This is a genomic window from Luteolibacter arcticus, assembly GCF_025950235.1.
Taxonomy (GTDB): Bacteria; Verrucomicrobiota; Verrucomicrobiia; order Verrucomicrobiales; family Akkermansiaceae; genus Haloferula; species Haloferula arctica.
The window spans coordinates 58850-71751 of sequence record NZ_JAPDDT010000006.1; the positions used below are offsets into that span (position 1 = coordinate 58850).

Here is a 12902-nt window from a genome sequence, read left to right on the forward strand (position 1 = left end):
GGAAAAGATCAGGGGGTGGTCGGGACTGCCGATTCAGATACGAGGCTTCCGTGCCCAGGCGATCTCCCCTTCGTGGTTACCGGCCAAATGAGTGGCGCATGGCGGAATCTCTCCGCCGCCGCGCGCAGCAGCAGCGCGTCCGCCGGGCCGGCGAAGGTTTGCAGCCCGTAGCGCAAGCGGATGCGCCCCGATTGGACACGTGGGAAATTGGTGTCCCAATAGTTGTTCACCGGCCAAGCCAAGAGCAGCGGGTTCTGCGGTCGCGGCAGCGAGTCCAAAGGAGGCCCGAAGTGGAAATCGCCGAACTGCACCATGGGCGCGTCGGGGGTGAACAAAGCCACGCCCCCGTCATCATCCCACATGGCGGCCATCATTTCGGTGGTAACCCAATTGCGGCAGGCGCCGGGCAACTGGTCGTCGTCCATGCGCACTGGCTGCCCGGCGGTGTCGAACATTGCCCGCCAGCCGGAGTGCATCTCCAAGGGGATGGCAAAGTACAATCCGTGGGGCGAGGGATCCGGTAGCAATTCCATCTCGACCTCCAAGCCGATCACCGGCTCGTGTGCGGACAGGGAGATCTTTTGCCTGAGAAACGCCATGCCCGGTGCCTGGAACTCGCGGACCAAGCTGATGCGGCCCTGATCTTCCTCGATGCTGCAACGGATCAAACGGTTCGCCCGCTCGCGAACGGGCACCCAGTTCCGCCAGCACGTCGCGTCCACCTTCTCCTTATCGAGGTCGCGTTTATAGAAGGCGTAGCGCCGGTCTTCGTGCAGCGCATCGGTGCGCTCGCGGACGAAGGCGAAGAGATCCAGTCCATCCCGGCGCGAGAGTATTTCTCGGTTCTGCAGCCGATCGTGTAGAGACAGGACTCTCCCCGATTTCAGATCGTAGCGGAGGATATGAAATGGCGAGATGATACGCCCGGTCCTCCGTTTGTGATGAGCGGCAGGGGCGAAGTTCAGCTCGCGACGGCTGGAGGTTTCGGTTTCGATCTGATGGGAAATCGAGGCGGTCACCTCCGGAGGAGGCAGATCGGCCAAGGCAATGACCCGCCATGAGAAGGGAGGCAGTTCCAGCGGACCGAAATGGTGGGGATCCAACCCTGGATAGCGTTCTCCCCAAGAACGACCGTCGTAAAACATCCTGCTGGCCCGGTAGGTCCGTTCGTTTGACGGGGCAATCTTTGCAAACCAATCGCCCGGAAGTGCGGGACGCAGCGTGACCGGTTGTGGTCCGGGATTGACGAACATGACTCCCTTGATGCCCTTGTCAGCAACCGGGTTTTGTGCGAGACGCTCCAGTCCATCCATCAGGGCGAATGCTGCATGCTCATGCCCTTCGTGGGCGACCGCTTGCTTGAGGATCTCCGTCGTCTGGGCCTGGGGATGGGCGTGATCCGAGTCGTAGTAGCCGCAGGTGTGTTCATCATACAGGTCCGCCTTCTCTTGAGCCTCGGCGAGCGACTCCGCACGTCCCATCAGCAGCCGGGCGCTCGCAATGAGCGGCTTCGTCTGCAGGTTGCGGGCGGTGGCAATCGGGCTCGCCGCGCAACCGAAATTCCAATAGTCGGTCCAATCTCCGCGGAGTTCCGGCAAGCGGCTTTCCGGCACCTTCATCACTCGCTCGCGCAGGTCATCGAAGGTCGCATACCGGATGTGCGGCATCTGCCTGGCCTCGTGGCCGTCATTCCATCGCCGGATCAGGTCGGGAAGGAAGGGGTTGGGCGGAGCGTTGTCCCACATGACGGGCGAGCAGGTCGTGGTCAAATAGGCGAAATCCAGTGAGTAGCCGATCGTCTGCAAATGCGTCTGATACGCGTTCCATCCCTCTTCCATTCCGGCTACGGAATCGTCCCAGGCATGCAGCCACTGGTCGAACATCGTGTAGTGGTTGCCGTTGAATACCCGCAGCGTGCGACCTGACGGAGCTTGCCACCGAAAGATGCCGGGGCGCGGGTTCACCGCTCGTCCGAGATGGACGTTGACCGCCATGATGAAGAGATCGACGCCGGCATCGAGCAACACGTCGGCAAGCGGCCACGGCACTCCGGCAACGTCATGCTGGCAAGCCACCGGAATCTTCGTGCCAAGGAGCTGCTCAAGGTCCTGTTTCCCCGCCAGCAAGCGTTCCAGTCCGGCGCGGTCGGCGAGTGGCGTGGTGTGCCAGCGCAGCGCGGAAACCCCGAGGCGCCCGGCCCGGTGCAATTGGACGAAGCGATCCACCTGCGGGCCCGATGCCTTTGCCAACCAGCGGCGTACCGGTTCACTCGCTTCGCAGGTCCACTTCGGCCTCGCGCCTTCAGGCAGGTCTGCCGTTTCCTCCAGCCAATCGAGCGCCTGATCGATGTATTCGTGCTGCAAGTTCCAGAACACCGGCTGCGAGTGGGTGTAGCCCACGTCCAGGTGACTGTGATGGACGACAAGAATCTCGGAGATCTGCGCGGCATGAGGCGCGGTGAGTTGAGGTGCCTGATCCTCGTGGGCCCGATCGCTCTCCAGCATACTCGAATCGTGAACCGGATTTCCGGAAGCTCCATGGCCAAGTGCCCGCTGGGCCGTGGAGTGGAGAATGGGCGTGCCAGGTTCGACGTTCATCGGTAGAGAAATGGGTGCATTGGAATCGGATCGCGCTGTGAGACTTCACCATCCTACCACCCGTAGGAACGCGCAGTTGGCGGCAGATGGGAACTGAACGGTGATTGAGTTGACGGGCTGGGTCGCGGCGATGCCGGTTTGGACCGTCGTCCATGGGGTCTGCAAAGTGGTCGAGCTTTCGACACGGTAGGTCATGCCGGCGGCGCTCAACCAGTTGAGCGTGACGAGGGTGCTGCCGTCGGGCTGCCGCTGCACGCTCTGGATCTCTTGCGCCAATGGCCAGAGTCCGGAATCAAGGCGGCTTACCTGGATGGCATCGAGCGCGAAGTCGTCGTGGAGTCCATTGTCGCCGGACGACCGCGTGGTGCTGGTAAAGCGCAGGGTCAGCGCTTGGCCGGCCAGCGAGGGGGGGATCGACGCGCTGAGCCGGACTTGATGCCAGTTGCCTTCACTACCACCGAATCCCCATGACCCCGGGTGGCTCGTCGAGCCATTGGGGGGACGCAAGGAGGGATCGCTATCGGAATCGCGGCTTAGCACGACCGTTGCGCCCGCGAGCAGCTCGACCTGGTAGTTGAGCCAGCGCTCGGCGATCCGGTCGGCGACGTGGAAGGAAATCACATGCTCGCCCGCCGCGGCCGGTCCGAGGGATTGGCTGGCGCGGATCGGAGTTGAAGGGGAGTCGGCGCGCAAGCCGCGGGCGAAGTTGCCATCGGGAAGCGGTGTCGTGGTGGAGATGCCATCCTCGGCGAAGGTCGAGGTGCCGCCGTTGACGGTCCATCCGGACATCCCGTTTTCGAAAGAGAGGTTGGTGCCACCTAGCGGCGTCCCGGCCCGGGCGGCGGGCGGTGTCATCCTCAGCGTCTGGCCCAGCGTGGGCATTTCATGTTCGCCGGGAAACAGCCGGAGCGACTCGCCCGCACTCGTGGGGAAGACAAAGGTGTCGCCGGTGACGACCTCGGCGGCGGTCCCGTTGCGGTAGAGCCGCGCTGGCTGCCCGGGCCACGGATTGCGCAGGGTGCAGTGGCGGCCCTGCTCGCTAAGCAGTTCGACGTATTGGACTTCACCGGCGCAGAGAGACGAACTGACTAGAAACCCGCCCCACGCTCGCAGCCGGACGAAACGCGCGTCGCGCTCCAGCGGCCAAGCCCCGAAGACCCGGATGATCGATTCCGCCCGGGGCGGATGCGGCCCGTCGGGAGAAGCGTAGCCGAGCGCGACGTGGCTCATGCAGAGCATCTCGTTGATGGTGTTGGGCACCGTTGAAAGGTTCTCGATCCCGTGCGGATTATTCTGTTGGAAGCCATTCGGCCTCATCCTGCCTGCATACTCGCGGAGCTTGGCGAGGATCAACCGCGGCTCGTAGCCCATGCGGGCGGCTGCGGGGAAAAAGCTGTTCGAGCCATTGAAGTCGAACCACCGCTGCATTACATCGAGCGTGTTCAGCGAAGTGCTTACTAGCGCCGGATCGCTCTCCATATTCAGCGCGCCACCGGGATAGATGTGCTGGATGCCAAGCGTGTTATCGTTCCACCACGCGGTTCCGGATTCGGTGTAGCGGAAGACCTGGCGTCCGCTGCGGATCTGGGTGGTGTAGCCGCTGAGATGTTCCAGGATGTCTTGCCATGTCGCGCGTTTGTCGGCGTCGAGTTCCAGCTCCTTGCTGAGGTCGAGAACGAGGTCGAACGCATTGCGGAGCAATCCGAGCGTCAGGATCGGGTTGACGTCGGAGCCGCTGCCTTCATGGACAGAGTCGCCGACGATCTTGTAACGCGAGCCTTCGTGGACGAGGTAGTCTTCCCAGAATGCGACGACCTCCTTGACGAAGGGATAGATCTCGGCGCCATAGGCGGGATCGTAGGTCGTGCGCCAGCGCTGGGCCATGTTGAGCAGGCTGTAGGCAGCGTTCGAACGTTGGCCGAAGGTCAGGACGCCGGCTTCTTCGTTGGGATACGAGTAGCCGGAGTTCAGGGTGACATCGATCCCGAGAGGCCCGATGCCGACCGAATAAATCACCCCCTTCGCCTCCGGGCCGAAGATCGTGGTGGCGTAGTTCCGGGCTCTCGGCAGGAAGTCGAGAATGGGGGCGTCGTGGGGCGTGAGTTGCTCGAGCCGGTTGCCGGATGCCAGGGCATAGAAGGGAGCCTGGAAGTTGTAGTTCAGGTGGTAGTCGCCGGCCCAACTGGGATTGTCGGTGGTGGTCCAGCCAAAGAGCGCGGGCGGGAAACTGGGGTCGCCGGAACAAGCACCCATGCCGTGATAGGAGAGATAGTAGGCCTTCTCGATCGCGGGGTCGCCGATCTCGATCCACGACTGATCCCAGTAGCCGGCCCACCAACCTGCGTGGGCCTCGATCAGGGAGGGGATCTCCGCCGCATCAAAGGCATCGCAGCGGGCGATCGCGGCCTCCCTCGGGGCGGCGCTTTTGAACATGCTGTCCATGGCCACCCCGAGCCATGCGGTTTCGCCGGCACCGATGGAAAGCGTGACTCCCGATGATCCACCGCTGGTGGTCTGTGCTGCCAGCGCGCCATTCAGCCAGAGCTTCATGTCCCCGTTGTTCTCTGTGGCGGCCACATGGACCCAGCTACCGGTCGGCACGACGGACGTTTCAAGATAGCGCCCCTTGATGGCGAAGCGGACCTTCCCTCCGGAGAGGCCGAGGCTGACGCCTTGGTTCCACTCACCGCAACTGAACAGATAGTTTGCGACACCCGTGGTCCCCACATTGATCCAACAGGCGAGGGAGACCACGTCCTCCGGCACTGACATGGTGCCGATCCCGGTGTAGCTGTTGCTCGCACCCAGGTAGTCGGTGGCGGAGCCATGGCGTCCGGCCACGGTGGTGGCGTTCACGCTGCCCGCTGGCAGAGTGTCCATCGACCAATGGCCGACCAGGCCGGTCTGTGGTACCGATCCGCCGTGGAGCGCGGCCACTTCTTCTTCGGTCAGGGCCACCTTATAGAGGGCGAGTTCATCCACGCTGCCGTCGAAGCCCCAGCGGCTTCCTCCGGACCATTGCTCGCGGCCGAAATTCACATTGTAGCTGGTAAACCTCGTCGCCTCCGGGCGTCCGCCACTGCCAGGAATGATAGTGCCAATGGCCTGCATGGCGCAGGCCGCTTTGGCCGGAATGTCCACGGTCCCTGCGGCAAAAGAGCGCTCCATCCACGGCACGCCGTTCTCGATGCCCGCAGCCGAGTTTGACCCTCGCCCGCTCGCGGCGGTGAGATCGCAGCGCACCTCAAAAGCTCGTTCTTCCGCGGTGAGCCCGATCAGCAAGAGATTCTCCTGCGCCAAGACCCGCGTCTCCACCTCCAAGGCTCCGTCACTGCGGCTAAAGCGTCCGCGGGTGGCTGCCTCCGCGAGCGATTGCTTCACCTGATAGGATGCCCCTGTTAGATCCGCGCACTGCAGTGACAAGGTGCCCACCGGCAGCGGCATCGCGTTGCCGGAGCCATGCTTGAGCCGCCAGAAATCATTCTTCCCGAGATGGAACACCAGCCGTTCGGGCGGTCCGGACATGGCGACGAGCATGTCACCGTTTCCCAACAACGGTCCATCCACCGAAGCATTGTTCGGGGTGCCGGTGGGAGGACTGTTCCAGACCGCCTCATGAGGGCCGACGATGCCCACTGCCTCCACGGGGGAGGCGTTCAGCGGGGAGATGAGGAAGATGGAACATGCCAGGCAAGCGCCAAGCGCTCTCCTCAGCCTTCGGCGGGGTGCTGTATGATGGGAAGTGCTTTGCGATCTCATATTCGTTGGCGGAACGTGCATCCGGCGGCCCAGGGCCGCCGGATGCAATAACCTCGATTACCCCGTAAAAACGAGAGGGCTGGGAATCAGCGGCGGCGCCGCAGCAAGACCAGAAGGCCGAGACCACCGAGCAGGGCGACCGATGATTCCGGGACGGCCGTGATCGTCGTGAACGATCCGTTGTTCTCGAAGTTGAGGGTCAGTCCGCCGGAGGCCGCCACGGTGATGTCATTGAGTTCCACGCCGGTCCCGCTCGATACCGCCCAAGCCGAAAATCCGGCGGCGTCGCTAATGATGCCAGGAACGATCAGTGCCCCGTCGGCGCCGATGAAATGATTCACCAGGGCGATGCCAGCTCCTTCCTGCCACCCGAAGAGGCTGTTGGTGTAGTTGAGGGAGCCGTTCACGACGTTGATGGTATTTGCCCCACCGTCGTATCGCATGTCCCGCCCGCCCATGATTACCGCAAGCCCGCCGTCGATGTTGAGCGTGCCGACGAAGTTTCCGCCGCTGGTATGCCCCAAGCGGCCCAGCACGGGATCCGCCGAATGCCAGCCGTCCAGCAGGAGCGTGCTGCCGCCGACAGTGCTGGTGAGGGTGAGCAAGCCATTGCCGGCATCAGAGGGACCCACTCTCAGCCCGACGAACAGACGGCTGTCGATGGTTGGCGTCGTGGTTCCATCACCCACGGTGATGCTGCCGTTCACCGTCCAAGTGTACCCTACCGGATTGTCGTAAAAGTAAATGTCCGCGACGGGAGGGTTGGTGGCGAAGGTTTTATCAATGTTCTGGACCGTGGCCGCGCGGGCGCTCGCCGTGATGGCGGCTGCCAAAGTGAGATTGAGGAGAGATTGGAGGATGGGCATGACCTTGGGATTTGGGGAGTGTCAATCTTGCTGTCGAAAATGCTGGCTCACGCATCGCGGGCCGACGGAAGCCATCCTGCGCCCGAATCGAGGCTTCATTGAGTCCCATTCCGTGCAGCGATGGGACAAATCGTGCACCTGTGTCCGGACGGCCCGGTGCACGGAATTCCAGCGGGATGTCGGGGACTGGCAGCAGCCTTGACATGGCATCTGAACCGCAAAGGGTAGTGTCACCTCAACCCATGCTTCTGGAGGAATTTCCGGTATGACCTCGCCGCGGAAAAAACCCACCGTGATGGTGCTTTTTGGATGGAGCGATCCGGAAGGATTCGTGGCGGTGAGCAACTATGCCCGCGAGCACCACTGGCATCTCGAGATGAGAGCCTACTTCACCGACATGGTGCCGGAGCGCTGGAACGGGGACGGGATACTCTACAGCCAGGGAATCCGCGAACGCATCGATCGATTCGTGATCGATCAGGCCAAGCGGTGTCCGGTGGTGTCCTTGAATGCGAATTTGCCGAAAGGACTCGTTGTTCCCGTCGTCGCTTCTGACAATGCGGAGGCCGGACGAATGGCCGCGAGACACCTGCTCGAAAGAGGGCATCGCGATTTTGCTTACTACAGCGCGCTCGGTGGAATCGTTTCCGACGAGCGGCGCAGCGGATTCGAGGAGGTGATCCGGGCGTCCGGCTACCGCTTGCACGCGATTTGCCCTCGTAAAGGGTCGAACCGGCTGGTCCCATGGTCGGATCAACGGCGGCGCTTGGCTGCCCAACTCCGCAAGCTGCCGCCGCGGGCCGGCGTGCTCGCGCTGGACGATCTGGTGGCGTCGGAGTTCATCGAGATCGCCCTTGAAGCCGGGCGACGTGTTCCTGACGACCTCGCGGTGGTGGGAATGGGAAACCTGAGCGCCGTCTGTGAATGTTCGCAGATACCGATCACGAGCATTGACCTCCGCTCCACCGAGGTCGCGGAACGTGCGGCTGCCATGTTAGACCGCTTGATGGCACGCGGCAAGATGACGGCGGGATCCGAGCGGCTGGCGCCGGGAGCCTTGGTAGTCCGTGAGAGCAGCGACACCACGGTGGTACGTGATCCTCGACTGGCCGAAGCCATCGCTTTCATGACGGCCAATCTCCGCAAGTCGCTTTCGCTCGACCAAGCGGCCGAAGCGGCGGGTATTTCGCGGCGCACGCTCTATCATTTGTTCTGCGACGACCTGGGGGTAACTCCTGCGGATTACCTGCGCCGGCAGCGAACCCAATTGGCCGACCGACTCCTGCGGGAGCACCCCGGGATGACCCGGCGGGAAGCTGCGGGGAAGGCGGGCTTTGCCAGCACCCGTTCCCTGAGCCGGAGCCTCGGGAATGGGTGAGTCTTCGCGAAGAAGCGGAACAAAACAAAAACACCCGCCCCCGGCCGAGGCCATGGGAGCGGGTGTGAGCCCCTCGGAAAAAATCACGGGTTCCGCTCGAGACGGTAAAACGCCTTGCCCGCCAGAGGGTTCGGATCGCTCAGCATCTGGCTGGAGGAGGCAGGCACGATCGGATCACCCACCGTAGTCCAAGGCTCGCCCAGAGTGGCCGAACGGCGCAGGTGATAAGTGGCCCCCACGGTCAAGCCGCTGGCTTGCATGTCGAAGGCATTCGGAGCACTGATCCCGAAGCCGAGCGTCTTCAGCGTCATGGCATCGACCGGCACCGCGGTGCCGATCACGTCGATCTCTCGATACATCGACCAAGCCACGGCAGCGGCTGTGGGATCTGCAAACACGAAGCGGATGGCATCGACTCCGGTCGCCAGCTTGGTGCCGATCGCGCCGTTGCTGATGTGTCGCACCCTCGTGGATTTGGCATCGGCGCTCGTGTTCGCGTGCCAGATCGCCGAGGGCACGATCTCGGTGAAGGTGCTGCTTCCCACCTGGCGCATCTCGATCGAGTAGGCCTGACGGGAGCGGAAGTCCTGCCAATGGGCAAAGGTGTCGATCTGGGTGATGTCGAAGCCTGCCGTATGGGTAGCGGTGTTGAGACGGAACTCCACGAAATCACCAACCTCGCCCGCCAGCCCTTGGAGATGGGTATTGGGAGGGCCGGCGACCCCGGTCTGGAGAATCCCATCCGCCAGCAACATGGCGGAATCCGCTGGATTGGTGGTGGGCTCGTTGGTGGTGACCCACGCGCTGGCTGCTGAAACCGAGCCCAGGTTCGTTTGCAGCAGGTCGGTCCCATCCGGGGTGTAGGGAGATGCGTCCACTGAGGCGACCGATGCGGTGCCGGAAGTGCTAACCGGATCGGTGCCACGAGTGAATTCGTCGAAGTTGTTCACGCCGTCTTCGTCAGTGTCGCCTGAGGCGTCGTCGTCGTCGGTCGGGTCCTGTTCCTTGTCGATCTCGTATTTGTCGGGCATCCCGTCACCATCGGTATCCGCGAGATTCGGGTTGGTGCCGGGGTCGGCGCCACTGATGAAATCTCCGCTGTTGTCTTCAATGAAGTCCGACAAACCGTCATTGTCCGAATCTGTTTTGAGCGGGTGGGTTCCGGTGTCGTCGCCATCAACATAGGTGCCGCTGTTGGATTCCACGCCATCCTCGAGGCCATCTCCATCGGTATCTGGATCCAGAGGATCCGTGCCGCGGTTGAACTCGCTGACCCAGACGTTGGTATCGGTTTCGTCGACGTCGTCCGCGCCGTCGTCATCGGTGTCGTGGTCCTGGGGGTCTGTGCCGCGGGCCTGCTCTTCCCAGTTCAGGGAAAGATCCTGGTCGGGATCTCCCTCGCGGCCGTTGTCAAATACATCGGTACCGTCGTCATTAGGATCGAGGTCATTCGCGACCTCCCAGTCGTTGAGCAGGCCATCGCCATCGCTATCCGACTGGATGGAGGTGATGGTGGTGTTCACCCCGTCGTTGTTGAATGCCAGGAGGTGACCTGGCGCACCTTCCACGGTGACGTCGTTGAGTTCCACTCCGGTTCCGCTCGAGACCGCCCACGAGGCGACTCCCGCGGCGTCGTTGAGGACGCCAGGAACGATCAAGGAGCCACCTTGGGTCAAGACGACCTTCACGAAGGCATTGGCCGAGCCGGCTTCCGCCCATCCGAAGCCTGCGGTTGTGAAGTTCAGCGAGCCGTTCACGACGTTGATCGTGTTGGTGCCGGCTTCGTATCTCATCTTCCGCCCGCCCATGGTCACCGCCAGACCGCCGTCGATGTTGATCGTGGCGACCCAGTTGCCCCCGCTTACATGGCCCAAGCGGCCGAGAATCGGATCCGCAGGATGATAGCCGTTGATGAGAAAGGTATCTCCGCTCCCATTGGCCCCATGCAAGGTGAGCAGGCCATTGGCGGCGATGCTGGTGAAATTCACGCCCACGAACAGGCGGCTGTCGGCGGTGCTGCCGTTGCCCAAGGTGATGTTTCCGTTTACCGTCCAGGTGTTGCCCGCTGTGTTGTTGTTGTAGGCGTAAAAGTCGGCCACCGGAGGGTGGGCGGCGAATGTTTGATCGACGTTCTGAATGGTCGCGGCCTGGCTTGCCGTCGGCAGCGCCAGGCTGAAGAGGGCCGCAAGTGCCGCGGCAGGCATAGATGGGGAAGTGTGCATGGTGAGTCTGGTGTTTTTGAGGTGGGTCGCAATGCAAGGATCGAAAGGGGCGATCTCTCTTATCGATCATCGGATTAACGGGATCGGGTCCGGATGGTCAGTAGCCGATCCATGCAACGAGGTGACAATTCGTGCAAAGTACTCCGGGAGCTGAGCCCGGGCTCGATGCGCCTCAAGGGAGATCCGGCGATGCGTGGTGACACCGCGGAGGCCACCCTCGCAGCAGGTCATTGAAGCGGCTTCCTTCGTTTAACAAAGGCGGCCTTCCTCCCGCTCAATGCCGCACGTACGCCAGCATGGTGGCGCATTTGTTGCCTGCGGATGGACCATGCGGACGAATGGTGTAGGGCCCTACCTGCGCCGGGATAATGAAGGTTTCGGCGTAGTGGACGACAAACGGCGCGAATGCGTGGCCCGGGCTTTCAACGATGGCCTCCTCTCCTTCGACGAGGTTGAGCACATGCACGCTGCCCTTGAGAATGCCGCCGGTGTCATGGGTGACCATCCCGGTGAACCAATGACGTCGTGTTTCGATGAACTCACGCTCATGCAGGCCAGTGCGCTCCTCAAGCCAGCCCTCGCCTTGAGCCACGACCTCGACGGCGTTGACGAGTTGCTTCCGCGTCCACTCGGTGTCGCGGTCCCATTGGATGGCCTGCTGGCCGTGGCCGATGTGGCAGTGGCGCGGCTTGCCGTCCAAACCGAGGCGATTCCAATCCCACAATTTGAAAGTGAAGATGTAGGGGGTAGCGCTGATTTCCAGCACCATCGAGCCCGCGCCCGAGCAATGGACGGTGCCAGCGGGGATCAGGAAGTGGTCATGCTTTTTGGCCGGGAAGCGGTTTGAGTAGAGGTCCGCGTCAAAGGGCTGGTATCCGTCATCAAGTGGCCGTTGCGATTGCTCCAGATCCTCGATCATTCGCGCCGCATCCACGCCCGGCTTGAGACCAAGGTACACACAGGCTCCATCCACCGCATCCAGCATGTAGTAGCTTTCGTCCTGCGTGTAGTGCATGCCGAAGTGTTGCTGGATGTATTCGGTGAGGGGATGGACTTGGAAGGAGAGATGCCCGCCGCCGATGGTATCGAGGAAGTCGAAGCGGATGGGGAATTCGGCGCCAAAACGGGCGTGCACCGGATCGCCTAACAGTTCGCGAGGATGTGAGTGGACGAGATTCAAGGAGGGGATCTCGAAGTTCGCGATCGCTTCGGGCCCTTCGCCGAAGGAGAGCAAGAGGCTGTTTTCCTCGGGGACGCAGTCGAAGCACCAGCCGTAGTTCGGCTTGGAGGGATCGAGGTCGAAGACTTCCTTCATCCATTGGCCGCCCCACGGTGCCGGGTCGAAGAAGGGGACCACCCGGAAGGGTTGCCTTGCAGCTTCGGCCAAGCCGGCACGCACGGCGGCCCCATCCGCCAGCTTTGGCAAGCGGTCGTAGGTGTAATTCGTGTCCAGGACGAAGTCGGCCCGAGCGAGCAGCGAACGCTTGAACCGATCGCACACGCGCCAATCGATGAAATAAGCGCGCTTGTACTGCAGGCTCGCCTTGAAGCCATGGTTGCTGACCCCGAGATTCGGGACCTCACTGCGGCGTTGGCGGAGCTGACCTTCCCAGCGGGCCAGGTCGGCATAGACCAGAATGTCGCCCGGGTGGACGAGGGCAGCACCGATCCCAACGATCAGAATCAATCCTTCCTTTTGGGCCGCTACTCCGGCCTTCAGATGCTCCAGTTTGGCATCGTCGAAAAAGGCCGGCAAGGTGAGGCCGGACAGGAAACCGAAGACCGGGTCATCGCCTCCCAGGAATGGTTCCACCATCGCGTCGACCTGCGCTTCTGATTTGAAGGCGACTTCGGAATCAATCGCGAGAGCGGGCCTCAAGAGCGCGGTGAGTGCCTCCCCTACTTCAGCCGCCAGGACCCCGGTGTAACATTCGACCGTCAGCACCGTCCTGGCACCCCGGTTGGCCAAGGCAAGGCGCAGTTTGCCGGCAATGGCTTCCCAGCCCGCCACGCAGGCGTCGGGGGAAACGGGTATCCGGATGGAGGGGCACTTGTCGTAGTTCGGGGTGCGCATGGATGG

The 12902-nt window shown here is 62.4% G+C and carries 6 protein-coding genes; 1 reads left to right on the plus strand and 5 read right to left on the minus strand.

Annotation, left to right across the window (positions count from 1 at the left end; genetic code table 11):
* Positions 1-8: 8 nt before the first annotated feature.
* From OKA05_RS14865 to OKA05_RS14875, 3 genes are all read right to left on the minus strand, one after another.
* On the minus strand, positions 9-2597 hold the full coding sequence (locus OKA05_RS14865) for a glycoside hydrolase family 38 N-terminal domain-containing protein (RefSeq protein ID WP_264487953.1): 2589 nt from the start codon (positions 2595-2597) through the stop codon (positions 9-11).
* Between the two features lie 45 nt (positions 2598-2642).
* Positions 2643-6242: a LamG-like jellyroll fold domain-containing protein gene (locus OKA05_RS14870; RefSeq protein WP_264487954.1), complete on the minus strand. Its 3600-nt coding sequence runs from the start codon at positions 6240-6242 to the stop codon at positions 2643-2645.
* A 200-nt stretch (positions 6243-6442) separates the two neighbouring features.
* Positions 6443-7222 (minus strand): hypothetical protein, encoded by a 780-nt coding sequence (locus OKA05_RS14875; protein WP_264487955.1) that lies wholly within the window; start codon positions 7220-7222, stop codon positions 6443-6445.
* 295 nt (positions 7223-7517) lie between these two features.
* Between OKA05_RS14875 and OKA05_RS14880 the strand changes: the two genes are divergently transcribed.
* Positions 7518-8600, plus strand: a complete 1083-nt coding sequence (locus tag OKA05_RS14880; RefSeq protein ID WP_264487956.1) for a substrate-binding domain-containing protein — start codon at positions 7518-7520, stop codon at positions 8598-8600.
* Positions 8601-8683: 83 nt separating this feature from the next.
* Here OKA05_RS14880 and OKA05_RS14885 read toward each other — a convergent pair whose 3' ends face one another.
* Both OKA05_RS14885 and OKA05_RS14890 read right to left on the minus strand, forming a co-directional pair.
* Complete coding sequence (locus OKA05_RS14885) at positions 8684-10822, minus strand: hypothetical protein (RefSeq protein ID WP_264487957.1); 2139 nt, start codon at positions 10820-10822, stop codon at positions 8684-8686.
* Between the two features lie 274 nt (positions 10823-11096).
* Positions 11097-12896 (minus strand): class I mannose-6-phosphate isomerase, encoded by a 1800-nt coding sequence (locus OKA05_RS14890; protein ID WP_264487958.1) that lies wholly within the window; start codon positions 12894-12896, stop codon positions 11097-11099.
* Positions 12897-12902: the final 6 nt, after the last annotated feature.

What these genes read in the sequence shown, in the direction of transcription:
- OKA05_RS14865 (WP_264487953.1), bottom strand. Translation starts at nt 2,597, where the DNA reads ATGAACGTCGAACCTGGCACGCCCATTCTCCACTCCACGGCCCAGCGG.
- OKA05_RS14875 (WP_264487955.1), bottom strand. Translation starts at nt 7,222, where the DNA reads ATGCCCATCCTCCAATCTCTCCTCAATCTCACTTTGGCAGCCGCCATC.
- OKA05_RS14880 (WP_264487956.1), top strand. Translation starts at nt 7,518, where the DNA reads ATGGTGCTTTTTGGATGGAGCGATCCGGAAGGATTCGTGGCGGTGAGC.
- OKA05_RS14885 (WP_264487957.1), bottom strand. Translation starts at nt 10,822, where the DNA reads ATGCACACTTCCCCATCTATGCCTGCCGCGGCACTTGCGGCCCTCTTC.
- OKA05_RS14890 (WP_264487958.1), bottom strand. Translation starts at nt 12,896, where the DNA reads ATGCGCACCCCGAACTACGACAAGTGCCCCTCCATCCGGATACCCGTT.